Here is a 26,068-nt window from a genome sequence, read left to right as displayed (position 1 = left end):
CCTTGGATCAACCAGAAAAAATAGCCAGAGAGATACTCGGTCTTTTTTCTGACAAATGCCAATAAAATGTGCCGTCAAATTTTAACAGTATTGCTCTACGAGGGATTGGGGATGGCTTCCGCGACGATGCGTGTGGAGTCCAGATTGATGCCGTACCCGAAGATGACCAGTAAAATGAGCGGCAGGACCAGGGCGATGATGACGCTGCTGGGATCGCGGGCGATCTGACGGCTTTCCTTGACGCACAGGGCGGCCAGACGGCGCGGCGAGATCATGTTTCCTCCTTTTTCCGCCGTTCGTCGCCGATGAGGGCGATGAAGGCGTCTTCCATGGCCGGGTCGGGCAGCTCCGGTGAAGCGGCTCTGGCCTTGAGTTCATCCGGCGGGGCCAGAGCGATGAGCCGTCCCTGATTGACCAGCCCGATGCGGTCGCAATATTCGGCCTCGTCCATGAAATGCGTGGTGACCATGACGGTCACGCCTTTTTCCACCATGGCGTTGATGTGGTTCCAGAATTCCCGCCGGGTGACGGGATCCACGCCGGAGGTCGGCTCGTCCAGAAAGAGGATGTCCGGCTCGTGCATGGCCGCGCAGGCCAGGGCCAGCCTTTGTTTGAATCCCAGCGGCAGGTCGTCGGCACGCGTGGAGAGGAAGGGGTTGAGCCTGAAGGCGGCCGTCATGCCGGCCACGGCCTGCTGTCGCCGGGAGCGGGAAAGGCCGTACGCGCCGGCGAAAAATTCCAGATTCTGACGGGTGGTCAGCGCTCCGTACAGGGAGAATTTCTGGGCCATGTAGCCCAGACGCTGTCTCGCTCTGGCCGGGCTCCGGGCCAGGTCGATGCCCATGACGCGGGCCTGGCCGGATGTGGGGCGAAGCAGGCCGCACATCATCTTGAAAATGGTCGATTTGCCCGCTCCGTTGGGTCCCAGAAGTCCGAAGATTTCTCCCTGGCGCACGGCAAAGGTCACTTGGTTCGCCGCCGTGAATTCGCCGAATTTTTTGGTCAGATCTCTGGCTTCGATGAGATTTCCGGATATGGAGGGCCGGACGGGCATGGCCTCGGCCAGAGCCGATCCGCCGCCGGGGCCGCCGCCCAGAAGATCGATGAAAGCGTCCTCGAAGCGGGGCGGCACCTCGTGCCAGGAAGGCGAGCCGGTCAGTTTCAGTTCATCCGGGTCCGGCGTCTTGGCCCCGTCTTTGAGCACGATGCGCAGGCTTGCACCCTGAATCACGCCGTCCGCGACCTCGGGCCGGGCCAGCAGACGGCCCAGAACCTGCCGCCTGTGGTCCGTCACGCCGCGCAGGTGCAGGCTGCGCCCGGCCAGCCTGCCGGTCAGTTTACCGGGCTTGCCCGAAAAGAGCAGATTGCCTTCATTCAGGAGAAGTACGCTGTCGCAGGCTTCGGCCTCGTCCAGATAGGCGGTGCTCCAGACCACGGCCAGTCCGCCACTACTCAGCTCCCGCACCATCTTCCAGAGATCCCGCCGGGAAATGGGGTCCACGCCCACGCCCGGCTCATCCAGCAGCAGAACTTCCGGCGTGCCCAGCAGAGCGCAGGCCAGGCCGAGTTTCTGCTTCATCCCTCCCGAGAGCCGCCCGGCCATGCGGGCAGTGAAGCGGCGCAGATCCGTGAATTCCAGCAGCCGGGCGAAGGTTTCGTCGCGGGCGGCTCCGGTCACGCCGCGCAGATCGGCATGCAGGGTCAGGTTTTCCATGACCGAGAGATCTTCATAAAGGCCGAATTTCTGAGGCATGTAGCCCATACGCGGGCGCAGGAGCCCGGCTTCGGCGACGGGATCGTGTCCGAGGACGCTGACGCGGCCCGTGTCCGGCCGCAGAAGCCCGGCCATGAGTCGCATGAGGGTGGTTTTCCCCGCACCGTCGGGCCCTGCCACGCCGGTGATCATGCCCTTGGAGACAACGGCCTCGATGCCCGACAGAGCCGGACGGCCGCCGAAGGTTTTGCCTACCCCGGACAGGACCACGGCGGACATGTTCACTCCGTCAGACGCACGGTGACCGGCATGCCCTGGCGCAGGCCGTTGTCCGCGTCCCGGACCGTCACCCGGAAGCGGTACACCAGGGACGTGCGCAGATCCGTGGTCTCCACGGACTTGGGCGTGAACTCGGCGCGCGGCGAGACATCGCCGATCTGGCCGTGGTAGGGCTCCGGACGGGAATCCGTGTACACCAGCGCTTCACGTCCGGGGAACACCTGTCCGAGCTCCGGCTCCGGCACATAGGCCCGGATTCGGACCGGCTGGCCGAGGCTGACGGTCACGGCGGTGCTTCCGGCCTGAACCATGCTGCCCGGCTCCACAGCCCGGGTCAGGAGCACGCCCGGTTCCGGCGCGGTAAGCACCGTATCGGCCAGATGCACGCGAGCCTGGGCGAGTTCCGCTCTGGCGGCGTCGTAAGCGGCCTGGGCCTGGGCGATCTGCTCGCTCCGGGCTCCGGCCTGAAAAAGCTTCAGGTCAGCCTTAGCGGCGTCGCGTCTGGCCTGGGCCTCGCGGTATGCGGACCGGGCCGTGTCGAAATCCTGCCGGGCCGCCGCACCCGTATGCACCAGTTTCTGGAGGCGCTCGAAAACAAGGCGGGTATTTTCCGTGGCCGCCTCGGCCGCCAGAAGATTCTTGCGGGCCCGTTCGATTTCTTCCGGGCGGCTGCCGTGCCGCAGTTCCTCCAGCCGGGCCAGAAGCTGGGCCGTCTTCGCTTCGGCCTGATTCACGGCGTTGCGGAAGGGTTCATCGTCCAGCCGGGCCAGAACGTCTCCTGCGGCCACGGCGTCGCCTTCCTCTTTGGGGACTTCGAGCACCCGGCCGCCCACCCGGAAGCCCAGCCGGACCTCCCGGATATCCACATTCCCGTAAAAAACAGGCGTCCCGTTCCGGGTATGGCCGTACTCGTGCTGCCAGTACCATCCTCCGGCCAGTGCGGCTGCCAGGAGAAAGAAAAGAATCACTGCGCGTTTCATGTCTGTTCCTGTTGCGTTTCGGGACCGGGTACACCAATCCCCGCCCATCCGCCACCGGACGGCAGGCAAAAAAACAGGGCCGCTGGAAGCGGCCCTGCATGAGTGTTCACGTGGTCCGGATATTTATGAGGCAGCCGGAGCCGGAATGAGCCGCTTGTTGCCGTCCCAGATCTGCTGGGCCTTGGGAGTGACCTTCAGGTAGCGGAACCACGGATGGCTGGCCATGTGCGCCGGGTCCATCTGCAATTCGCGGCTGTGTTTCGGGATGGGCGGCACCAGAGTCCTGATGTCGGCGGACAGAATTTCGGCCGTGGTGAAAGCCGCCGCCTTGATGGCGGTGTCCACGGCCTTCTGGCTGTACTGCTGGGACTTGACCAGGGTGTCCATGGCCTTGACCGGGTTGTGGAAACCGATTCCGTTTTCGGCGGATACAAAATCCCAGAAGAACTGGCCCTTGCGGCACATTTCCCGGGCTTCGATCATCAGCTTGTCGTAATCGGCCGGTTTCTGGCCCGCAAACTCGGCCGCCATGCGGATGGCCTCATGAGCCTTGACCGAGATATTCTGGGCGATCATCAGCTGCTCCCAGACCTTGTGCTGGGTGTAGAGCACGCGCTCCTTCAGATAAGCGGGCGTCTTGTCCGTGTGGCACTGGCGGCAGGCCTTCAGGTCCGGGTCCTTCAGGGGCGACGTCCACTGATGGTTGGAGATCTTCTTTTTGCCGTCCATGCGCAGATAGTTCATGTGGCAGTCGGCGCAGCTCACACCCGCCGAGCCGTGTATGCCGTCGTGCCAGGTTTCGTAGTCCGGATGCTGGGCCTTGAGCATGGGCGTCTGGGACACGGGGTGCACCCAGTCCACGAAATTGCCTTCAAATCCGGGAATGGTTGTATCGCCCCTGGTCTTGTAATATTCGTAAATCTGTTCCGGATTTTTACCTTTTTCCCAGGGGAAGACGGGCTTCTTGGCCGCGCCGAAGCTCTTGTCCTGAAAATAGTACTCCACATGGCACTGGGCGCAGACCAGCGCGCGCTTTTCGTTGCGGGAGAGCGTGTCGAAGTCCTTGCCTGCCTGTTTCAGATGGTCTTTCAGCGGTTCGGAATAGAGGCGCAGTTCCATGTTGGTCGGGTTGTGGCAAGTGGGGCAGCTGATACTCATGTCGTCTTCATCGAAATTTTCCCGGAACTCGTTGAAGTCCTTGGCCCAGAACTCGTCTCCGTATTCCTTGATGTAATGCATCATCTTGGGCGTTTTACAGTTCCAGCAGGTGGCGGGCATATCGCCTTTCTCCGCATAGCGGTTGATGCGGTCGATATGCAGAATGTCCCTGACGGCATGGGTGTGCCCGCGTGGAGCCCTGTATTCGTAGCTGAAGGGATAGCCGAGCCAGAGGTTTTTCAGGTACGGCTGGGCGTGTTTGTAGCCTTCAGGCAGGGGACTGACGTTATCGTTTTCGTTGTAATTAACCGACCCACAGTACTCCGTCATGATTTCCGATTCATTGTTCCGCACATAGGTTTCATATTCCAGTGGAAACTCGGATTTGAAGACGGATGCCCTTAATTCATCGGAAGGCAGTCCGGTCTTGTACTCGGGGTTCCTGGGCTCGGAAACATCAGAACAGCCGGCCATGCACAGGGCCAGCAACATGAGAAGAATCGTGGTGCTACGCATCGGCGGCGCTCCTTTGGGCTACAGGGATTTTGGGCGTGTGGGGAACATGGCGGTGACAGTCCGTGCAGTATTCCTTGATCTGCATGTTCACGGTGCTGATGGTGGCCTGGTGGCAGCGCACACAGTTGGCCTGGGTCACCTCTTTGGTGTCGCCGTTCGGATGGATGAGATCGGGCACGTTGCTGGTGATCGTGGCCAGAATGTCATGGGTGCCCGCTTTGGCCTTGAACGGAATTTTGGCCGCCAGATTGTGCGGGGCGTGGCATTCGTTACAGGCCAGTTCCGCATGGACCGAATGTTTGTGAGTCAGCGCGGCCTCGGACATGGAATGGCAGCCTCCGCAGAACCGGGCCTGATCCGTGGCGGTCATGGCCACCGCCACGCCCACGGTCAGCGCGACACCAGCCAGGGCCGGCGGCAGAATGTACCGCCAGCCGGGACCGCCGGAATTTTTCTTGGGTCATGCCTAGCTGAGTGGATTTTCTCTGAGCATTTTGAGCAGAAGTTTATAACTATCTTCGTTTCTATGGTTAAAGCGAAATTCACATTCTTTCAAATGAAAGTAAAAAGTGTGCTTGGGCAAACCCCTAAAACGAACAAGTCGTGTTTTGGCAAAAGCCCAGAAGCTCTCAATGCCGTTAATGTGTGAGTTTTTATTGGCAAATTCATTGTTGCCATGCTCAACCCGGAAGTGTTTTTGGTAGCCTAGGTCTACGAGACCATCATAGCCGCGCCAGCCATCAGAGTGAATAATGCTTTCAAGTTTCACGCGGCCCCGGATGATCCCTTGGAGGGTGATTTTTGAACAGTCCGGGACAATTTCGGTATAAACGCGACCTTCACGCTTGAATAAGCCGAACACAATGGTTTTGCCCTTGGCTCCTCGGCCTCTGACTCCTTTAACGCGGCGTGCGCCAAAATAGCTTTCATCAACCTCAACTTCGCCTTGAACAGGAGACTCCGCCTCGCAGAACCGGGCAATCCTCTCTCGGAAAGCAGCCAGATAACGGTTCGCGGTATTACGATTTACCCCGGCTATTTCAGCTATCTGCAGGGCATTCAAATCCACGGCAAACAGCTTCACTATTTGTCGGACTTTGGCCTCTGAAATTCTTGAACGCTTCGCATACTTGTTTTTCATTGTCGTGACTAGCCTTATAGTCGAATGGAGACTCATGGACTAGGCATGACCCTTTTTCTTTTTTCGAGCCATACTCCCTCCTATGGTGTTGAGCAGCCGGTGATTTGGCCTCCGGCTTTCAGTTCACTGCCTGGAAATGGAACGGTCCACCGCCTGAACCCTGCCCTCCTTGATGACGATTCTGGTCAGCACTTCGCGGTCGCGCTCAGTCGGAAAGTACGTCCAGACTTTTTCCACGACTTCCGCGCCGCCGCCGCTGATCTCGCTTTCGTAGTCGGGCAGACCGATCTTGGCGATGACTTCGCTTTCGGTCATGCCCTTGCTGATGAATTTCCGCATCGTCGCGTCCGCCGCCAGAGCCGACGAGGCCAGGAAAACCAGCAGGATTCCTATGAGTAGTTTTTTCATGCGCCTTTTTCTCGTTGTTATATTGTGTCGCATATCAGTATCTCCGACGCCCTAAGGATAGATTGTCTTTCCTGGCGAGTAGCGGAGTCCGGCCGGACTCCGAAGCCGATATGCACATTTTGTACGGCATTGAAGCTTCTTCGGGATACGATATAATGGAAAAAAGGCTGGATGTGGAGAAAAATATTTTGTTTGCGGAAGTGAGGGGGCAATCGGTTGATTTGGTAGCAGCGGATGATCAACCGAGGAGGATGTAAAGAGAAAAGGCGGCAGTCACAATTCAGCTTCACGGCCGCCGCCATGTATAACGGCAGGAGAGGGGTCTATCCCCTCTTCTTCCTCTGCGTCGCCTTGCTCCGTTTCAGGCGTCGGCTCCACATCGGGTCTGGGCTGGCGGGATTGTTCTTCCACCGCGTCGGCGGTCTTGACCAGCAGCTCTCCGGCCTTGGCCACGGTGGTCATGGGCAGGTTTTCCAGATTCCGGCGGTGTACCCACTGGGCCAGATAAATCAGTTCCGAAGCGTCCATGCCCTGTGGATTGGCGGCGGAGACAATGGTCTGAAGCAGCCGCTGACGGGACATTTCCCGTGTCTGGATAGCTGTCTTGATCTGGGCGCTGGCCTCGCTGATCCGGGCGGGCGTCGCGTTTTCCGCCTGGAGATTCCAGAAGTTCAGATGGGTCTCGTCCACTTTGGCCTTGTCAGCCAGATACTTGTCCACCAGCGGCGGGATGGAATCCGTCTTCGCAAGCACGGCCACGGTCCGGCCGATGCCGCGCAGCCGGACCGCCAGCATTTCGAGCATTTCGACGCGCTGGGCCTCAGTGATGCCCGCCGCCTGGCCAGAAGGCAGCACATACGTCACGCTGGCCAAAGCCTGTTCCAGATTGTCCAGAAAAAGAGGCGTGTAGGCGGTGTGCAGAAATTCGAGTACCTGGTCGGTCAGCACATGCGAGAAAATGTGCCTCCGTGCGCCGGGGATGTCCTCCACGTTCACATTCAGGCCGGGAAAGTCCACGCCGTAGCGGATGTTCATGGACTTCACGTTGAGATCGAAGCGGGGCTGGGATGACGGATTGCGCTTGACTCCGGCCGGCAGGTAGCGGGCCGCCAGATATTTGCTCACGTCCCGCACGAAGCCGTGTTCCACCACGGCGTCTTCCGGGACGACAGTGGCGTTCGTGGCGTTTTCTTCCGTGGTGGCGTTTTCCTCAAAGGTGTCATTTGCGGCAGGCTTGGTGGTGTGCACCTGCCAGCGGTGAGGAGCCACCTCCGTCGCTTCGGGTACCGGCTGGCGGTGCTGATTCTGGTAGTACCAATATCCCGCTCCGGCCAGACCGAGCAGAATGATGAAGACAAGAAAGCGTTTCATGGAGTTTCCGCCTTGGGTGCGCAGTTGAACATGCCTTGGGGCTGCCCTGTGGATTCCATCACCGAACGCCAGTAGTTGGAACGGATGTTGAGCTTGCGGCGTTTGGCCGTGACCAGTTCCAGGGGCAGGTAGAGATAGCGGTCCTGAAGTCTGGACACGACCATGCCCGTCTTGCCCGCCATGGCCGCGTGCACGGCGTGCTGCCCCAGAAATCCGCAGTAGGTGCGGTCGTTGGCGTTGGCCGGGACGGAGCGGATGATGTAGCTCGGATCGATATATTTGAGATTGTAGGGAAAATTGATGGAGCCGAAATATTTTCTGATTTCCATGCGCAGCACGTCGCAGATGTCGCCCAGAATGGGATTGCCCGAAGGGTCGTGTCCGTTGTCCACGCGGCACAGCTCCTGCCCCGCGCCTTCGGCCACCACGACCACGGCGTGCTGACGCAGTTCCAGGCGGCTTTTGAGCTGGGCCAGGAAACCGTCGGGGCCGTGGAGTTCGAAAGGCGCCTCGGGCACCAGCACGAAATTGACTTCCTTCAGGGCCAGGCTGGCCTGGGCCGCGATGAATCCCGATTCCCGGCCCATGAGCTTGACCATGCCCACGCCGCCCGGAGCGCCCAGGGCTTCTATGTGGGCGCAGCGGATGGCTTCGGTGGCTTTTTCCACGGCCGTGTCGAAGCCGAAGGAGCGGGTCACGAAGTTGATGTCGTTGTCGATGGTCTTCGGGATGCCCACCACGGCGATCTTGAGGCCACGCCGGAGCACTTCGCCGGTTACGGCCTGCGCGGCCTTCATGGTGCCGTCGCCCCCGATCATGAACAGAATGGAGATGTTCATGCGTTCCAGAGCGTCCACCACTTCTTCCGGCGGCTGTGGCCCGCGTGAGGAGGCCAGGATGGTTCCGCCGAATTCGTGGATTTCGCGGACGCTGTCCGGCGTGAGCTCCATGATTTCGTGGCGGTACCTGGGGATGAAGCCCTGCAGGCCGTAGCGGATGCCGAAGGTCCCGGCGCAGTGGTAGTTGTGGTGGGCGCTCATGACGATGGCCCGGATCACGTCGTTGATGCCGGGGCACAGGCCGCCACAGGTGACGATGGCGCATTTGGTCTTGGGCGGATCGAAATATATCCGCTTCCGGGGGCCGGCTTCCTCGAACTCGCAGGCGATGTTCTGGCCGTCGGGCATCTCGATGATCTCGTCGGACAGATACAGCGGCATCTTGGATGAGTCATCCACGTACCGGCAGTAGGGCAGGGGATTGTCGACTCGGCAGGAGCCCAGGGTTGGAATGGATGTATTGAAGGCGGGTGCGTGATCCATGGCTTTTCCTCGGATGGGCCGGATGTTTCCCGTCCGTTAAGCCAGGGGGGGGCAAAAAACAAGGGAACGGACGGGAAGCCCTTCGCGGCGTTGGGGGGCTCCGCGGGAACCGGTGTATTTTCCACGTCGGGAAGGAGCTTTCAGCGTCTGTGGCGGTACCGGAAGCTACGAGATAAGTGAACTCCACGATCCTTTTCCTCTCATGAATTATCCGGCTGTCGTGCGTGGCTTCAGGGGGATGAAGATCTCCGTCAGCAGCTCTTCCGGCGGAGTGCTGCCCGGATCGTTGTAGTAGGCCTCGAAGCCCATGCCGTCGCCGGGCTCCCTGCCGCTTTGCGGGAACCATTCTCCAAACAGGGAACGATAGGCCGGATGCAGCAGAGTGTACGGTCCCTTTACCAGCACGCAGGCATGTTCTCCGCCGCCCACATACTGGGTGAACAGTTCCGTTGTCTGCGACAGCCTGACGAGTTCGGGCGTATTGGTGTCGATACCCCCGGGAAGGGTAAGGCAGACGTCCATACGGCATTTCCCGGCCGGCGTGGTATCGGGATCGTCGTATGAAATGCCGTAAGCCACGGCGTCCTTTGTCCAAAGCCCTGCTGGATGCAGAATTTCGTGCAGGCGCTCCCATGCCGGGCCGCAGGCCTCATACGGTCCGACGTGGCGCAGCGCGGCGACAAGAACGGGTTCGACGGTTTTGATCTGAACTTCCATAGGGCTGACCTCCGGGTTGGTGTGATAAAAAGGGTAGGGCGCAATCTCCTTTCTGACGGAAAAGGTCAGGGAGCCGCCTTCTTTCCGGTAACGTGACGGCGAAACTCCGAACGCAGCCCGAAATGCCCGCGTGAACGCTTCCAGGCTTTCATATCCCGCTTCGAACGCTATATCGGTGATGCGTTCCCGCGAGTATGACAGGCGACTCGCAGCCCTCTGCAGGGTCAGCCTGCGCACATAGGCCGCGACGCTTTCCCCGACCAGACCCGTGAAGATCCGGTGAAAATGGAATGGAGAGAAGTGGGCGACACGGGCCAGCGTGTCGAGATCCGTTATTTCGTCAGGGTGCTGCTCAATGTAACGCAGTACCCGCTGGATTTTTTTCCGGTATGTATCGCTGCTGTTCATGGCCTCTTTTTACAGCCGGTCTGTCTGGAGGTCCTGATTATTTTTGCTGAAATCGGTCACGGGATGCGAAGAGCTTCCGGAAATAAAAAACGGCCGCCCGGGGCGGCCGTTCTGCGTTCGGATGATTCCTGCAGGCGTGTCAGAACTTCTTTGTCAGGCTGAGGAAGATGTTCCGGCCTTTGCCGCTTCTGCCTGTGTCTTCGTATTCCCGGGCGTTCAGGTAACGGTGGTCGAAGATGTTGTTCACGCCCAGCGCCACTTCCGTGGAGCCGTCCAGATACTTAAGGCCGGTGCTGTGCGGTTCCCATTTGAGCAGCAGATTGCAGATGGTGTAGTCGTCCCGGGCATAATAGTAGCGCTTTCTGCCGAAGACCCTGCTGTCCGGATTCTGTTTGGGTTTAAACCAGTACGATACGTCACCGCCGATGGTCAGATCCAGCCCGTCGAAAGTGTAGGCCAGACCCAGCCGGACCTTGTCGGCGAAGGTGTTGGGCACGTTCCGGCCGGTTTCGGCGTCATACTGCTTCAGGTGTTCGTAGCTGGCGTCCATGTTCAGGCCCCGGAACGCCATGCGGAGGGTGCCCTCCAGCCCGCGCCGTTTGGCCCGGTCGATATTCTTGTAGGTCCCGTAGGGGGAATTGTCGGGAGACATGCCGCGTTCGGGCAGGGTCTCGAAGGAAATCATGTCCTCGATGCGGCCCTCGAAATACATGGCCTTGGCAAAGAGATCGAGGTCCGTTCCGAAGAGTCCTTCAGCTACATAGGAGAATCCCGCCTCGTATTCCTTGGAGATCTCCGGTTTCAGGTCGGAATTGGGCAGGTACCAGTAATGCGGATTGAGGGGACCGTTGGATGAGGTCTCATGCGGTGTCGGGGCCCTGAAGGCTTCGGAATAGTTGGCCAGCAGACTGAAGCCGGAGAAGATCTCAAGAGAAGCTCCGACGCGCGGGGAAAAGCGGCCCTCGACGTATTTATCGTCGTTACTATCCACGCTCCGGGCGAAGCGGTCGTAACGTCCGCCCAGAAGCAGCATCAGTCTGTCGTCGAAGAAGTAGATTTCATCCTGAGCGTATACGCCGAAATCATTATATGCGTTGGGCATGGAGCCGAAATCGCTTTTCTTGCCGTTACTCAGATGCCGGGCGTCTTCCTCCCGGCGGGAATAGTCCGCTCCAAGCAGTATTTCCTGGCGGACAGGACCAAGAGAGAGGATGGATTTGTTTTTCAGCGTCAGACCGTATATCTTGTCTTCATTTTTGTAGTCGATAAGGAGCCTTCTGGATTTGTAATCCGCCGTTCTATCGTAATATCCGTATGAATGGTATCCGCTGAGGGCCAGATCGACGAACGGTATGTCCTCAGGTGAATACTCGTATTTGACGATGAAGTCCTGCTGCCCGACGATTCCCGTCACCGCTCCGTCGTCGGGGTACTCACTGTGATAGAGGGACTGCCATACAGTATCCACATCCTGATTTATCTTGAAGAATGACGTCGTTATTTTCTGGCTTTCCGTGATGTTGACGGCACCTTTCAGAAACAGGGTATAGAAGTATTCGTTGAAATCCGTGTCCGGATTGCCGGATTCCGCCATGCGGATATCCCCGTTGTGCCCATTTTTGTAGAAGAGAAGCAGTTCGTAGCGTTCATCAAAGGGAATGCCGTAAAGGGCCACGGAGCCACTGTAATGGTTGTTGTGGTCATAGCGCCCCTTGACCTGGGCTCCGGCGGTCTGTCCCGGCAGGAGGAAATCCCGCGCGTCCTTGGTGGTCATGCCCACCACACCGCCGATGGCGCCACCGCCGTGGGAGATGGAAGATGACCCCTTGACCACTTCCACTTCGCGCAGAATGTCCGGATCGGTCCGGAAGGTGGAGATGTGGTTGGAGAACATGGAGGCCGAACGCCGGATGTCGTCCTGCTTGATGATCACGCGTTCTTCGGACTGGTAGCCGAAACCGCGGATGGTGAACTGCTCGCCGATGCTCCGGCCCCTGTCGCCGCCGGTTTCAAAGCCGGGAATGCGGGACAGATTCTGGATGAGGTTGGGACTCTGGACCAGATCCTTGGACGAGAGCACGCCGACCGATCCCGGGTATTTGGATTCGGTCATTTCGGTGCGCGTACCGACCACGGTCACAGGGTCCAGCACAAGTTCCCGTTCTTTGCTCTGGCTTGCGTTGGCAGCCATTTTCTCCTCGGCGGCGGCCCAGGATGCGAAGAGCAAGAGCGCCGCCAGAACAATCAAAGGTTTTTTCATGACAAACTCCATTAGATATTAATTTTTTATAACTATATATTTATACATATTTTTGCACATAAAAAAGTTAGTATTGGCTAAATAAAACTGCGATTCTTGGCAAGACTTTCGCACGTGAGAAGCGGCAAGAAATTGGTCACGGCTCCGGGAAGGGGGCAAAATAATTCTTCCCGTCCGGTGTGGATGTACGCAAAATAGCCTCTCCATCGCTTCCACACCAACAACAGGAAATATAGAAATAACGGAACAAGCATGAACGGCCATCTCTACGGCATCGGCGTCGGCCCCGGCGACCCGGAACTTCTGACCATGAAGGCCGCCCGCATCCTGGGCTGCGTGGATCTGATCCTCGCCGCATCGTCCACCAAAAACGAGGGGTCTCTGGCCCTCGATATCGCCCGGCCCCATCTGTCGCCCGGAGCCGAAATCATAAGCCTGGGATTTCCCATGACCAGATCAGGGGACGCCCTGCGCGCCGCCTGGGAAGAAAACGCCCGCCTGGTTCTGGCCGAGCTGGAAAAAGGCCGGGACGCCGCATTTCTGACCCTGGGCGATCCGATGCTCTATTCCACCTTCGCCTATCTGCTGCGTACCCTGCGCGGTCTGGCGCCGGACCAGTCCGTGACCGTGGTGCCGGGCATAACGTCTTTCCAGGCGGCGGCCGCGGCTACGGAAACCGTACTGGCCGAAGGTTCCGAAAATCTTCTCGTCCTGCCGGGCATCCGCGAGGCCAGCGGTCTGCGGCGCAGCGTGGAGGGCGCGGACAACGCCGTCATCCTGAAGTCCTATACCAATTTCGCGGCCATCCGGGAGGAATTGCGCACTTTTCCGCCGGAAACCCATTGCGTTTTCGCCTCGAAGGTAGGCATGAAGGACCAGCTTATCGCCCGCAGCCTGGATCAGGCCCCCGAAGACCCGGCCTATCTGTCTCTGCTGCTTCTGACCCGGAAACGCTAACCAGGGAGCGCTCATGCCCAAAGCCATCGTCGTTGCCGGAACTTCCAGCGGATGCGGCAAGACCTCCGTCGCCCTCGGCCTGATGAAAGCCCTCGCCCGCAGGGGCCTGACCGTGCAGGGTTTCAAGTCCGGCCCGGATTTCATCGATCCGGGTCTGCACCGCATGGCCACCGGCCTGCCCAGCCACAATCTGGACGGCTGGATGCTCCCGGAAGAGGAAGTGCGCCGCGTGTTCCGCCGCAATCACGACGGCTGCGACATTTCCGTCATTGAAGGGGGCATGGGTCTGTTCGACGGCCTGAGCGGCCTGAGCGAAGAGGGTTCCACGGCCCAACTGGCCAAAATTCTGGATGTGCCCGTGCTGCTCGTGGCCGGAGTTCAGGGCATGGCCCGTTCCGTGGCAGCTCTGGTCAAGGGCTACGCCGAATTCGACCCGGCGCTCGCCCTGCACTCGGTGCTGTTCAACATGGCCGGAAGCCCGGTTCATTGCCAGCTGCTGACCCAGGCCATGGAGGTGCTGCCGCACATCCGCGTGCTGGGCTGCCTGCCCAGACAGGAGACTCTGCATCTGCCGTCTCGGCATCTGGGTCTGGTCACGGCCGAAGAGCTGGACCGCCGCGAGGAGCGCCTGGAGGCTCTGGCGGACTGGGTGGAAGGCTCCCTCGATCTGGACGCCTTGCTGGAAGCCCTGCCCGACGTGTCCGGCCCGTCAGTCACGGACGGCGGGGCCAGGATTCCGGAAGTTCGCATCGGCTACGCCAGGGACAGGGCCTTCTGTTTTTACTACGAGGAGAATCTGCGCCGCCTGCGCCAGGCCGGAGCCGAACTGGTGCCCTTTTCGCCTCTGGAGGATGTGAACCTGCCCCCGGCCCTGAACGGCCTGTATCTGGGGGGCGGTTACCCCGAAGCCCACGCCGAACGGCTGTCCGGCAACGGACCCATGCGCGAAAAAATCCTGGCTTTCTGCCGGAGCGGCAAGCCAGTGTACGCCGAATGCGGCGGATTCATGTATCTGATGCGGTCCATCACGGACCGCGAGGGCCGGGAATTTCCCATGGCCGGAGTGTTCGATTTCTCCTGCTCCATGCGGGAGCGATACCAGGCTCTGGGTTACCGGGAGGTCGAATTCGCCGCTCCTGTTTTTTTCGGCGCGGCCGGAACCAGAGGGCGCGGGCACGAGTTTCACTATTCCCATCAGGAAGGCTCCGATCCGGCGGCCGTCGAGGCATACCGCTCCCTGGACCGTGGCGGCCAGCCGCGCGGCGGCGGCTATCTCAAACACAACTGCCTGGCTTCGTACACGCACCTGCATTTTGGCTCCAACCCGGAGCTGGCCGAAAGATTCGTGGAGGCCTGCCGGGCATGAGCCTGCGCACAGGCTTCACCACCGGCACCGCCGCGGCCGCAGCCGCCAAGGCCGCAGCCCTTCATCTGCTGACAGGCGCTGCGCCCAGACGCGTCGATGTGCCTCTGCCTGTGGGCGGCCGGCTGGACATATCCATTCTGGAAAGCGGCCTGAAGAACGAAACGGCCGAAAGCGCCGTCAAGAAGGACGGCGGAGACGATCCCGACGTCACGCACGGTGCGGTGATCCGGGCCAGAGTATCGTCCCGGAACGGGACGGAAATCCTTCTTTCCGGGGGCAGCGGCGTGGGTGTGGTCACCCGTCCGGGGCTTCCCGTGCCCGTGGGCCAGCACGCCATCAATCCGGCGCCCAGGGCGCAGATTCTGCGGGCTCTGGACGAGGCCCGAAGCGAAGCCGGAAAATCCGCCGCCGGACTGGCTGTGGAAATCCGGGTGGACGATGGCGAAAAACTGGCCGCCAGGACATTCAATCCGCGTCTGGGCATCGTGGGCGGCATTTCCATTCTGGGCACGCGGGGCACGGTCAAGCCTTTCAGCCACTGGGCCTATCAGGCCACCATCCGGCAATGTCTGGACGTTCTGCTGGCCTGCGGTCTGTCCCCGTGCCTGACCACTGGCGGGCGCAGCGAGCGTTTTCTGCGGCTGGCCGAACCCGGCATCGCCGAGACGGCCTGCGTCCAGGTGGCGGATTTTTTCTCCTTCTCCATGCGCGAAGCGGGTAAACGCAGATTTTCCCATGTGCTGTGGGGAATTTTCTTCGGCAAGCTGGTCAAACACGCGCAGGGGTACCGCTACACGCATGCCAGAGAATCGAACCTGGATCTGCGCGCTCTGGCCGCATGGTGCGCCCAATGCGGATTTGACGAGGCCGCGTGCGCCAGGGTGGCCGGGGCCAACACCGCCCGGCAGGTACTGGAAGATCTGGCCGGATACCCTCAAGCCTCCGGACTTTACGCGCTGCTGGCGGACCGCGCCCGCGTCTGTGCCCGGAGATTTTCGGGAACGGACATGCGCGTGGACTATCTGCTCTTCGATTTTTCGGGCCGAGTTCTGCACGACACCAGGGAGGCGGCATGATCCACGTGGTCGGTCTGGGGCTGAACGCCAAGCATCCGGGGCCCGAAGCGGAACGGATCATCCGCAAGGCCGCTCTGGTGGGCGGCGGTAGGCGTCTGCTGGAGCGGCTGGACATTCCCGTTGAGCGGCGTCTTCCCTTTACCACCGCGGCGGACTTCGCAGCCAGGCTCAAAACGGCGGCAAGGGCCTGCGTGGTGGCCGACGGCGATCCCCTTCTCTTTGGCATCGGCACGACGCTGTTGCGTTATTTCCCGGCGGCGGAACTGACTTTTCATCCCAATGTCTCGGCCATGCAGGCCGCGTGCGCCAGGTTCGGTCTGCCCTGGCACGACTGCCGGGCCGTATCCCTGCACGGACGCGATGATCCGGCCCCGCTTTTCGCTGCCCTGACCCACGTAAATCTGGTGGCGGCGTACACCGGCCCCGGCTCCGGTCCCGGCGAAATCGCCCGTCTCGCTCTGCACCGCGGCGTGACCGGCTGGCGCATGCACGTGGCCGAAGTTCTGGGGCAGCCCGCCGAGCGTCTGGCGACCCTGTCCCTGGACGAAGCGGCCGGCCGGACCTGGCAGGAGCCGAACATGGTTCTGCTTGAACGGATGGCTTCCCCGTCTCTGCCCCTTTGTCTGGGGTTGCAAGGCACCGGTCTCGCCCATCAGGACGGACTCATGACCAAACTGCCCGTGCGGGCCACGGCCCTGTCCCTGTTGCGTCTGGAACCCGGCGGCGTGCTTTGGGATCTGGGAGCGGGCAGCGGCGCCGTCAGTCTGGAAGCGGCCCGGCTCATGACTTCCGGCCGGATCGTCTCCGTGGAGCGGAAGCCTGAACGCTTCGAGGATATCCGCCTCAACATCGTCCGGACCGGAGCCTGGATGGTCGAAGCGGTGCTGGATACGGTGGAAAATTTTCTGGATGGAGCTTCAGACCAGAATCCTGACCGCATTTTTCTGGGCGGGGGAGTCACTTCGGACGTGCTTGAGCGGTGCCGCGAACGTCTCGCTCCCGGCGGACGGCTGGTGGCCACGGCGGTTCTTCTTTCCACTCTGGACATCCTGCGTCACGGTCTGGAACGTCCGGGCTGGGACTTCGCCATTCACCAGCTCATGCATCAGGTAAGCGTGCCCCTGGGGGGGATCTGCGTCTGGTGCCGGACAATCCGGTCTTTCTGGTGGAAGCGCGCAAGCCGGAGGCGTGAGCTCTCCTTAGTGGCGGCGTTCACCCGCGTTGCGGAGCGAAACGGCATGAAAGGCCGACAGAGCCATGTTTTTTCCACGCTCAAAGGCGGACCGGCAATCGATGTGATATGTATTGTTCACGTGGATGACCTCGGGAGCCCTGAAAACCATGCCGATGAAATTCTCCATGAGCCTGAACTGGCGCGGGTAGTTCTGATCGGTCATGGTCTGGCGATCGACATTCATCGTGTATAGTGGAATACCGGCTGAGCAAAAAGGTTTTTTCCCTGGTTCCCGTTCTGCGGGAAATATACAGATGGGCCGAAGAGCAGATCACATGTGGTGAGGATAGATGAACACATCGTATTGGGCGTGCGATACTGAATAAAATATGCGGGAATACCGGGATTTCTGAATTCGCGATACACGAAAATATACACGAGCGCTGAAGAATGCGGGAAGATAACGTAGCCGTATATTTCATCGGGGCCGGGCCGGGCGATCCGGATCTTATCACCGTGCGCGGCCGGGAACTGATATCCAGAGCCGATCTGGTGCTGTACGCAGGATCTCTGGTGCCGAAAGAAGTGCTTGCCGCCGCCAGAAATGACGCCCGCGTGGAGGATTCCGCCCCCTTGAGTCTGGAAGAAACCCACGCCCTGATCATGGATACGGTCCGTGCCGGGGGCTTGGCCGTCAGGGTGCATACCGGAGAATCATCCCTTTACGGGGCGGTTCGAGAGCAGGCCGATTTCTTGCGGCGGGACGGCGTGAACTACGAGATCGTCCCCGGCGTGACCGCAGCCTTTGCCGCTGCCGCACGGGCCAGGATCGCCTTTACCGCGCCCGAAGCCACCCAGACTCTCATCCTGACGCGCATGAGCGGCCGCACCCCGGTGCCCGAGGCTGAATCCATCTCCCGGCTGGCCGCCCACGGTTCTTCCATGGCCGTGTACCTGTCGGCGGACAGGGCCGCCGATCTGGCCCGGGAACTGCGTCAGGCCCGCACGCCGGAAGACACAGTCATCATTATCGGAGTGAAAGTCGGACATCCCGGCGAGAAAATCATCCGCACCTCCCTGGCCGGGCTGGAACAGGCCGCTCGCGAACATGCTCTGTCCCGTCAGACCGTTTTTCTGATCCTGCCCGGAGAGAGTGCCCCTTCCGCCGCCTCACGCCTGTACGCGGCGGACTTCGGCCACAGTTTTCGCAAGGCCGTCCGTCCCTCCACTTGGCCGCGCATGGCCGTGTACGCCATGACCGCCCGAGGACTCGATCTGGCCCGGCGCATTGCGGAGCCGGACAAGGCCGATATCTTCGCGCCGGACCGTCTGGGCGCGGAGCGCGGCTTTGCCCGGCTGGCCGATCAGGTCCGGGCCAACTTTGACCAGTATCACGCCCATGTGTTCATAGCCGCCGCGGGTATCGTCATCCGCGCCATCGCCCCTTTATTGGAGAGCAAGGCCACGGATCCGGCCGTGGTGGTCTGCGACCAGAACGGCGAGCATGTGGTCAGCCTGCTGTCCGGACATCTGGGCGGAGCCAATGATCTGGCCCGGCGCATCGCGGACCGGATCGGAGGACGGGCGGTCATCACCACGGCCACGGACACGGCCGGGTGTCCGGCCATCGACACACTGGCCCGGGACCGGGGTCTCGCCGTTTCCGATTCGTCCCGCATCGTCCCGGTCAACGCCGCTCTGGCCGAAGGCCGGTCCGTTCTGGTGCATGATCCCGAAAACCGGCTGGAGGCGGACCCGGAGCACTTCATTTCCACCGGCGATCCGGATGCGGCTCAGGTGCTGGTTTCCTGGAAGGATCTTTCTTCGGACCGTCTGGTCCTGCATCCGCCCTGTCTCGTGGCGGGCGTGGGCTGCCGGCGGGGCGTGGCGAAAGAGGATATCCTGCGGGCCTTGAGCGAAGTCTTCGCCCGTCACGGTCTGGCCCGGCCCAGCCTGACCGGCCTGGCCAGCGCGGATCTCAAAAGCGACGAGGCCGGTCTGTTGGAAGCGGCCGGGGACCTCGGCCTGGATGTGGATTTTTTCGACCGGACCGTGCTGGAAAAAACGGCCGTGCCCAATCCTTCGCACCGGGTGAAGGAAAAAATAGGAGTGGAGAGCGTATGCGAGGCGGCAGCCCTGAACGCGGCCCTGAAGAAAAGCGCCACGGCGCGTCTGATCGTCCCCAAGACCATATGCGGGCCGGTGACCATCGCCATAGCCCTGGCCGGCTGACGGTGGTTGGACTGGGGCCCGGCAGCGCGGAACTGCTCGCTCCCCAGGCTTTGGCGGCTCTGGACCGGGCCCATGCCGTGGTGGGTTACGATCGTTATGTGGATCTGGTGGATCCGGCCCTGCTGGCCGGAAAGACCGTCTTCACCAGTCCCATGAAGAAGGAGATGGACCGGGCGGCCAAAGCCGTGGATTTCGCCCTGTCCGGCCTGGACACGGTGGTGGTTTCCTCCGGAGACAGCGGCATCTACGGCATGGCCGGACTCATGCTGGAGCATCTGGAGAGAAACGGCCTGCTGGACACCGTGAAGCTGGACATCGTGCCGGGCATTCCGGCCCTGTGCGCCGCGGCTGCGCTTCTGGGTGCGCCTCTTATGCATGACTTCGCCTGCATTTCCCTTTCGGACCTGCTCACGCCGCTTGATCTGATCATGCGCCGGGTCCGGGCCGCCGCGGATGCGGATTTCGTCATGGTCTTCTACAACCCCCGGTCCCGCAAGCGCGCCTCGCACCTGGAAGAGGCGCTGCGTCTGACCGCGGCCCGGCGCGGCCCGGAAACGCCCGTGGGTTTCGTGCGCAACGCCTTCCGCCCGGATCAGGAAGTGCGGACAGCCACCCTCGGCCGGTGCGACCCCGCCTGGGCGGACATGCTGAGCATCGTGATGGTCGGCAGCAGCTCCTCCCGGCTGGCTGGAAACAAAATCATCACGCCGCGCGGATATTACGAAAAATACGCCCCGGCGGACGGCTGAAAACGCGCCCGGTCATTCCCCGGCAGGCTGCTCGAACAGCGCCGCGCCTTCGGCCAGAAAGCGCTGCTCCCCGAACACGTGTACCGTGTCTCCGGCACGCATGATCCACGACGCCTCAGGATTGATGTGCGTTCGGCCGTCGCGGATCGCCACCACCACGGTCAGTCCGTAATCTTGGCGCAGCCGTGATTCCAGAAGGCTCTTGCCGTCGGCATACGCACCGGGAGCGATCTTCAGGACCACGGCGTCAAACACAGACCGGGTTCCTTCCATATCCCGTCCCTGATCCGAAACCGGGCGGCGCAGCATTCCGTATCCTTCGGAACGGATTTCCCGGATGAACTGCTCTATGTCCGGACGCGGAACCAGATATGTGGACAGCACGTGCGTGAACATCTCCACGGACGTCTCGTATTCCTCGGCCACCACGGCCTGGGCGCCCAGCCGCAGCAGGGAGTCGATCTCCGTCACGAACCGGGTCCGCACCACGACATGCAGGGCGGGATTGTGCGCCTTGGCCGTGGTGATGATGCGTCCGATGGCCGCCGGGTCCGAAATGACCACGGCCAGCACCCGGGCCGTACGCACGCTGATGTGTTCGAGCACCGCGCCCTGGGAGGCGTCGCCGTAGAATATGGGCTCTCCTGCGTCCCGTTCCCAGCGTACGGTTTCCGGGTTCATTTCCAGAATCACATAGGGAATGCCCGAAGCCTGGGCGGCCCGGGCCAGATGATGCCCTCCCAGACCGAATCCCGCGATGATGAGGTGGTCGTTCAGGCTTTCGGAGTGGCCTGCGGCTTCCGCATCCGGCCGGATCGGAAAAACGCGGGACAGCCGGGCGGAGATGCGCGGCAGGGCGGCGATGAGAAAGGGCGTCACGGCCATGGTGATGATGGAGGCGGCCAGAAAGTACTGATAGTCCTCCCCCGTGAGCAGGGCGTGACGCAGCCCCACTCCGGCCAGCGCGAAAGAAAATTCTCCTACCTGGCACAGGCACAGGCCGCCCAGAATGGCCACATGGGTCGGATACCCCAGTATCTTCCCGGCCAGGGAAGCCAGTGCGGCTTTCAGAAGCAGCAGCACCAATGTCAGAGCCAGCACATACCCGACGTGATGCAGCACGAAAAACGGGTCCAGCAGCATGCCGATGGAGACGAAAAACACGCTGGTGAATACGTCCCGGAACGGCAGCACTCCTTCCAGAGCCGAGTGGCTGTATTCGGAATCGCTCATGACCAGCCCGGCCAGAAACGCTCCCAGCGACAGGGACAGCCCGGCGGCGGAGGTCAGCAGGGCAATGGCGAAGCAAAGCCCCAGGGTCGTCATGAGGAACAATTCCCGGCTGCGGGTACGGATCACGGCCTCCAGCACCACCGGCACCAGCTTGCGTGCCCCGATAAAAACAGCCAGCCCCACCAGTGCGCCCTTCAGAAGCATTTCTCCCAGATGCAGCCAGGGATTGCCGTCCGTTCCGGCCAGAAGCGGCACCAGAAGCATCATGGGCACTACGGCCACATCCTGAAAAATGAGCACGCCCAGAGAGATGCGGCCGTGAGGGGCGGAGAGCTGGGCTTTTTCCCCCAGCACCTTGAGCACGATGGCCGTACTGGACAGAGCCGCCAGAAACCCGCCGAACACGGCCGGACCAGGCGGCATTCCCGCAAGATACATGAGTCCGGCCGAGGCCAGAATGGTCAGCAGGACCTGCGCTCCGCCGCCCAGAAAAACCGGCTGCTTCAGGCGGGTCAATTCTTCCAGGGACAATTCCATGCCGATGGCGAAAAGCAGCAGGATCACTCCCACTTCCGCGAAAATATCGACCTGATGCACGGCACCAACCAGCCCCAGACAGTGAGGGCCGGCCAGAATGCCCGTCAGCAGAAAGCCGATGATGGGCGGCACGCGCAAGTGATGACTGGCCACAATGACCGCGCTGGACAGGCCGAAAATGGCCACCACGTCTTTCAGAAAGGGAATGTCCATAATCTCCCCGCTGTTTCGAATCCGCCGCTCCGGCAGCCGGTTTACACTTATGCCGGCCGGGTGTTTGCACCGTATTTCCGCCTCTTTCTGGAATCAACCCGATTTTCCGGACTCTGCCCATCAAAACACCGGGTTATGAAAATGGATCATGTCTGGATTCAGGCTTTGTTACCTAGGTTCAGGCCTCATTAATTGAGATAGAAAATGACGGAAGCCGCGAGGCACAGAGCTGAAAAGAAGGTATGCGCGCAGCGGTCATAACGCATGGCTATTCTCCGCCAGTCCTTGATCCTGCCAAACATGATCCCAATCTCGTTTCAATGTTTGCAGAGAGTTATGACTTCCAGATTATCGGCAAGCGCAACGCCATGCAAAGGAGGAAATGGCTTGATCCGTTTCTGGGTCGGCTTTTGGTGTGAACGGGCCGCCCTTGGCCGTGTATCTGTCCCTGCGGGGAGGAACCCGGCAGGCCATCAAGACCGCTCTGGGAGCATTTTTTCTGGTCAGTGGCGCTTTGATCATTATTTCCCGCTGTGCCGCAGGACTGCATACATTTCGCACATTCGTCCTTTTGTGTTTACTCTTCCCGCTGTGATGCCTGGCTGCTGGGCGGGCATACGCGTTGCCGGCAGTGAGCAACCGTTCCTTCCGCCGAAGCTTCTTTCTCATGCTGCTCTTCATGGGCTCGCACATGATCTGGACCGCATCGAAAATCTGAAAAGCGCGGCCCGGCATCTGGCGAAAAAGTGCTTGCCAAGGGGGATTGCCTTGGCTAACTAGCGTCACTTCATTCGGGATGTGGCTCAGTCTGGTAGAGCGCTGCGTTCGGGACGCAGAGACCGCGCGTTCAAATCGCGCCATCCCGACCAGATTTTTCAAGGCTGTGTGCAGTGCGCGCAGCTTTTTTTTGTGCCTGAAATCCGCGGAAAATCCGTATGTCCACATTTCATTTTCCGGACTGTGTGTGGCTCATTGTATTATTTATAGCATATTGATAAAATTAGCCGGGATGGTAGGCTTTTCCCGTCTGAAAGAGCCGCAAGGCGCGCTGCATTTGCGTCTGAAAGAGCCGCAAGGCGCGCTGCATTTGCGTCTGAAAGAGCCGCAAGGCGCGCTGCATTTGCGTCTGAAAGAGCCGCAAGGCGCGCTGCATTTGCCGCATTGCGGAGCGGGAACCCAAGCACCAAAGGAGGTCTTGATGGCTACTTTTTCGAGGCGGGGATTCATGAAACTGACCGGAGCGGGCGTCGCCGCCGTGTCTCTGGGACAACTGGGGTTCGATCTGAAGCCGGCTTACGCGTACGCCAAGGCCCTGAAGATCGAGGGGGCAAAGGAAGTTATATCCACATGCGCCTTCTGTTCCTGCGGCTGTCAGGTCATCATGCACATCAAAAACGGGCAGATCGTCAGTTCCGAGGGCGATCCCGATTATCCCGTCAGCGAAGGCTCTTTGTGTCCCAAGGGCGCGGCCTTCTATGCCATGCATGTCAGCGACCACCGCGTGCTGAAGCCGAGGTATCGCGCTCCGGGCAGCGACAAGTGGGAAGAGAAGGACTGGGACTGGATGCTCGACAGCATCGCCCGCAAGATCAAGGACACCCGTGACAGGGACTTCATCGAGACCAACGAGAAAGGCCAGCCCGTGAACCGCTGGGAATCCTATTTTCATCTGGGCACCTCCCAGATGGACAACGAGGAGTGCGCGCTGGTTCATCAGATGACGAGAGCTTTGGGAGGCGTATACATCGATCATCAGGCCCGGGTCTGACACAGCCCCACTGTACCGGCTCTGGCAGAGTCGTTCGGACGCGGCGCGATGACCCAGCATTGGATCGACATCAAAAACGCCAATGCTGTTTTGATTATGGGCAGCAATGCTGCCGAGCACCATCCCATTTCCTTCAAATGGGTATTGAAGGCCAAGGACGCGGGAGCGAAGGTGATTCACGTGGATCCGAAATTTTCGCGGACCTCGGCCAGATCCGATATGCACGTCCCCCTGCGGTCGGGCACGGATATCGCCTTTCTGGGCGGCATGCTCAAATACATTCTGGATAACAACCTGATCCAGAAGGAGTACGTCACCGAATATACCAACGCTTCTTTTATCGTGGGCGATGACTACGAGTTCAAGGACGGCCTTTTTTCCGGATACGACGCGACCACGCGCAAGTATGACCGGAAGAAATGGGCTTTCGCCAAGGACGAAAAGGGCGTGCCCAAACGGGACAAGACCCTGAAAGATCCGCGCTGTGTGTACCAGCTCATGGCCAAGCACTACGAGCGCTACGATCTGGATACGGTGTCTTCCATTACCGGCGTGTCCAAGGAAAACCTGCTCGCGGTCTATGAAATCTACGCGGCCACGGGCAAGCCGGACAAGGCCGGCACCATGATGTACGCTCTGGGCTGGACCCAGCATACCGTGGGCGTGCAGAATATCCGGCTGGCGGCCATGATCCAGCTGCTTCTGGGCAATATCGGCGTGGCCGGCGGCGGCGTGAACGCCCTGCGCGGCGAGCCCAATGTCCAGGGCTCCACGGACCACGCGCTGCTGTGGCACATCCTTCCCGGATACAACGCCATGCCGACTACGGCCTGGCCCACTCTGGAGGAGTACCTCAAGGCCAACACGCCCGTCACCAACGACCCCAAAAGCGTCAACTGGTGGGGCAACCGGCCCAAGTACGTGGTCAGTCTGCTCAAGGGCTGGTTCGGCGACAAGGCCACTGCGGAAAATGAATTCGGCTACGCTTGGCTGCCCAAGGCCGAAGCGGGAGTAAATTACGCCAGCCTGTTCATGTTCGATAAAATGTACGCCGGAAAAATCCGGGGCGGCATGATCTTCGGCCACAACCCGGCCCAGAGCATGCCCAACACGCATAAAATCCGCAGGGCCCTCCAGAATCTGGACTGGCTGGTCATGGGCGAGGCCCACGACACGGAAACCAGTTCCTTCTGGCGCGGGCCAGGGCTTGATCCCAAGAAGATCAAGACGGAGGTCTTTCTGCTGCCGTCCTGCCAGCGCGGTGAAAAAGACGGCACCACCTCCAATTCCGGCCGGTGGCACCAGTGGCACTTCAAGGGCTACGAACCCATGGGAGAAAGCAAGCCCATGGGCTGGATGATCGTGGAGATCATGAAGCGCGTGCGGGCTCTGTATGAGAAGGAAAAGGGCGCCTTTCCCGAAGGCGTGCTGAATCATGTCTGGCTCGACGAGTACGACGCCGAGGAAGTGGCCCGCCAGATCAACGGCATGTTCACCCGCGACGTGACCATCAAAGGAAAAACCTACAAAAAGGGCGATCAGGTGCCGGGTTTCGCGCTGCTCCAGGCCGATGGTTCCACCACCAGCCTGAACTGGGTCTACTGCGGCGGATATCCGGCCAAAGACCAGAACCTGGCCAAACGGCGGGATCTGAACCAGACGCCTCTGGACGCCAAACTGGGCCTGTTCCCCAACTATTCCTGGGCCTGGCCCATGAACCGGCGCATCCTCTATAATCGCGCCTCGGTGGACGTGAACGGCAAACCCTTCAATCCGGAACTGCCGGTCATCGCCTGGCAGGACGGCAAGTGGGTCGGAGACACGCCGGACGGCGGTGCGCCGCCGGTGGCCATGGAAAAGGGCACCTATCCGTTCATCATGCACACGGAAGGGCACGGACAGCTCTTCGGACCGGGCCGCGTGGACGGTCCTTTCCCGGAGCATTACGAACCTGCGGAAACGCCGGTGGCCAAAAATCCGTTCTCTTCGCAGATGAACAATCCGTGCATGGCCTTCACCAGCAGCGACAAGGACCTGCTGGCCAAGCCTGCGGACCCGAAGTATCCTATCGTACTGACCACCTACAGCCTGACGGAGCACTGGTGCGGCGGCGGCGATACGCGAAACACGCCGTATCTGCTGGAGGCCGAGCCACAGCTCTATGTGGAGATGAGCCACGAACTGGCCGAGGAAAAAGGCATCAAGAACGGCGATCCCGTCATCGTGGAGAGCATTCGCGGCAAGGTCGAGGCCATCGCCATGGTCACGGTGCGCATGACGCCTCTTACGGTTCAGGGAAAAACGGTGCACCTGATCGGTATGCCCTTCTGTTTCGGCTGGACCACGCCCGGCGTGGGCGACGCAACCAACCGTCTGACTCCGTCCGTGGGAGATCCCAACACCACCATTCCGGAATACAAGGCCTGTCTGGTGAATGTGCGCAAGGCTTCCAAGGTGAAGGAACTGGTCATCTAAGAAGGGAGGAACGC

At 60.6% G+C, this 26,068-nt stretch carries 19 protein-coding genes, 1 tRNA gene and 1 pseudogene; 8 read left to right on the top strand and 13 right to left on the bottom strand.

The features are described from left to right. Window positions 1-95 precede the first annotated feature (95 nt). The 11 genes from AXF15_RS12630 to AXF15_RS12580 form a co-directional block, all read right to left on the bottom strand. A complete protein-coding gene (locus AXF15_RS12630) occupies window positions 96-275 on the bottom strand; it encodes a hypothetical protein (RefSeq protein ID WP_066608206.1) in 180 nt (59 codons plus the stop codon). Further along, window positions 272-1,993, bottom strand: coding sequence for an ATP-binding cassette domain-containing protein (locus AXF15_RS12625; RefSeq protein WP_066608202.1), 1,722 nt, complete (start codon window positions 1,991-1,993; stop codon window positions 272-274). Before AXF15_RS12625 ends, AXF15_RS12630 begins: the two co-directional genes overlap by 4 nt. A gap of 2 nt (window positions 1,994-1,995) precedes the next feature. Next, window positions 1,996-2,973, bottom strand: a complete 978-nt coding sequence (gene hlyD / locus AXF15_RS12620; protein WP_066608199.1) for a secretion protein HlyD — start codon at window positions 2,971-2,973, stop codon at window positions 1,996-1,998. Between the two features lie 123 nt (window positions 2,974-3,096). After that, window positions 3,097-4,647: an ammonia-forming cytochrome c nitrite reductase subunit c552 gene (locus AXF15_RS12615; protein ID WP_066608196.1), complete on the bottom strand. Its 1,551-nt coding sequence runs from the start codon at window positions 4,645-4,647 to the stop codon at window positions 3,097-3,099. Further along, window positions 4,640-5,056 (bottom strand): cytochrome c3 family protein, encoded by a 417-nt coding sequence (locus AXF15_RS12610; RefSeq protein ID WP_257721640.1) that lies wholly within the window; start codon window positions 5,054-5,056, stop codon window positions 4,640-4,642. The genes AXF15_RS12615 and AXF15_RS12610 overlap by 8 nt, the downstream gene beginning before the upstream one ends. Window positions 5,057-5,113: 57 nt before the next feature. Next, window positions 5,114-5,788, bottom strand: coding sequence for an IS1595-like element ISDeor2 family transposase (locus AXF15_RS12605; RefSeq protein ID WP_066602895.1), 675 nt, complete (start codon window positions 5,786-5,788; stop codon window positions 5,114-5,116). 123 nt (window positions 5,789-5,911) lie between these two features. Continuing rightward, a complete protein-coding gene (locus tag AXF15_RS12600) occupies window positions 5,912-6,196 on the bottom strand; it encodes a hypothetical protein (RefSeq protein ID WP_066608192.1) in 285 nt (94 codons plus the stop codon). Between the two features lie 273 nt (window positions 6,197-6,469). Next, on the bottom strand, window positions 6,470-7,567 hold the full coding sequence (locus AXF15_RS12595; protein ID WP_066608190.1) for a hypothetical protein: 1,098 nt from the start codon (window positions 7,565-7,567) through the stop codon (window positions 6,470-6,472). Continuing rightward, window positions 7,564-8,889, bottom strand: coding sequence for an ATP-dependent 6-phosphofructokinase (locus AXF15_RS12590; RefSeq protein WP_066608187.1), 1,326 nt, complete (start codon window positions 8,887-8,889; stop codon window positions 7,564-7,566). The genes AXF15_RS12595 and AXF15_RS12590 overlap by 4 nt, the downstream gene beginning before the upstream one ends. Before the next feature lie 207 nt (window positions 8,890-9,096). Then, window positions 9,097-10,014, bottom strand: coding sequence for an AraC family transcriptional regulator (locus AXF15_RS12585; RefSeq protein ID WP_066608185.1), 918 nt, complete (start codon window positions 10,012-10,014; stop codon window positions 9,097-9,099). Window positions 10,015-10,153: 139 nt separating this feature from the next. Beyond that, complete coding sequence (locus AXF15_RS12580; protein ID WP_066608182.1) at window positions 10,154-12,274, bottom strand: TonB-dependent receptor domain-containing protein; 2,121 nt, start codon at window positions 12,272-12,274, stop codon at window positions 10,154-10,156. Between the two features lie 252 nt (window positions 12,275-12,526). Between AXF15_RS12580 and cobI the strand changes: the two genes are divergently transcribed. The 6 genes from cobI to cobJ all read left to right on the top strand — a co-directional run bounded on the left by cobI (window position 12,527) and on the right by cobJ (window position 19,828). Then, complete coding sequence (gene cobI / locus AXF15_RS12575; RefSeq protein ID WP_066608179.1) at window positions 12,527-13,231, top strand: precorrin-2 C(20)-methyltransferase; 705 nt, start codon at window positions 12,527-12,529, stop codon at window positions 13,229-13,231. Between the two features lie 13 nt (window positions 13,232-13,244). Then, window positions 13,245-14,597 carry a cobyrinate a,c-diamide synthase gene (locus AXF15_RS12570; RefSeq protein ID WP_066608178.1) on the top strand — a complete coding sequence of 451 codons (1,353 nt, stop codon included), beginning with the start codon at window positions 13,245-13,247 and terminating at the stop codon, window positions 14,595-14,597. Then, window positions 14,594-15,673: a cobalt-precorrin-5B (C(1))-methyltransferase CbiD gene (gene cbiD, locus AXF15_RS12565; RefSeq protein WP_066608177.1), complete on the top strand. Its 1,080-nt coding sequence runs from the start codon at window positions 14,594-14,596 to the stop codon at window positions 15,671-15,673. The genes AXF15_RS12570 and cbiD overlap by 4 nt, the downstream gene beginning before the upstream one ends. Further along, entirely contained in the window at window positions 15,670-17,100 is a 1,431-nt protein-coding gene (gene cbiE / locus AXF15_RS12560) for a precorrin-6y C5,15-methyltransferase (decarboxylating) subunit CbiE (RefSeq protein WP_066608175.1), read from the top strand. The genes cbiD and cbiE overlap by 4 nt, the downstream gene beginning before the upstream one ends. A gap of 197 nt (window positions 17,101-17,297) precedes the next feature. Then, window positions 17,298-19,079 (top strand): precorrin-4 C(11)-methyltransferase, encoded by a 1,782-nt coding sequence (gene cobM / locus AXF15_RS14630; RefSeq protein ID WP_236884783.1) that lies wholly within the window; start codon window positions 17,298-17,300, stop codon window positions 19,077-19,079. A gap of 2 nt (window positions 19,080-19,081) precedes the next feature. Further along, on the top strand, window positions 19,082-19,828 hold the full coding sequence (gene cobJ, locus AXF15_RS12550; protein ID WP_236884782.1) for a precorrin-3B C(17)-methyltransferase: 747 nt from the start codon (window positions 19,082-19,084) through the stop codon (window positions 19,826-19,828). Between the two features lie 12 nt (window positions 19,829-19,840). Here cobJ and AXF15_RS12545 read toward each other — a convergent pair whose 3' ends face one another. Both AXF15_RS12545 and AXF15_RS14160 read right to left on the bottom strand, forming a co-directional pair. Continuing rightward, window positions 19,841-21,811 carry a monovalent cation:proton antiporter family protein gene (locus AXF15_RS12545; RefSeq protein WP_066608169.1) on the bottom strand — a complete coding sequence of 657 codons (1,971 nt, stop codon included), beginning with the start codon at window positions 21,809-21,811 and terminating at the stop codon, window positions 19,841-19,843. 188 nt (window positions 21,812-21,999) lie between these two features. Next, a pseudogene (locus tag AXF15_RS14160) lies at window positions 22,000-22,128 on the bottom strand (IS5/IS1182 family transposase); the annotation flags it as partial. 475 nt (window positions 22,129-22,603) lie between these two features. On the opposite strand from AXF15_RS14160, the gene AXF15_RS12535 reads away from it, so the two are divergent. Both AXF15_RS12535 and fdnG read left to right on the top strand, forming a co-directional pair. Beyond that, window positions 22,604-22,680, top strand: a tRNA-Pro gene (locus AXF15_RS12535). Window positions 22,681-23,009: 329 nt separating this feature from the next. Further along, window positions 23,010-26,054: a formate dehydrogenase-N subunit alpha gene (fdnG, locus tag AXF15_RS12525; RefSeq protein WP_083518051.1), complete on the top strand. Its 3,045-nt coding sequence runs from the start codon at window positions 23,010-23,012 to the stop codon at window positions 26,052-26,054. Window positions 26,055-26,068 lie beyond the last annotated feature (14 nt).

It is taken from the genome of Desulfomicrobium orale DSM 12838, from assembly GCF_001553625.1.
Classification (GTDB): domain Bacteria; phylum Desulfobacterota; class Desulfovibrionia; order Desulfovibrionales; family Desulfomicrobiaceae; genus Desulfomicrobium; species Desulfomicrobium orale.
The sequence above is the reverse complement of the archived record's forward strand: the minus strand, read 5'-3'. Positions and strand labels throughout refer to the sequence as shown.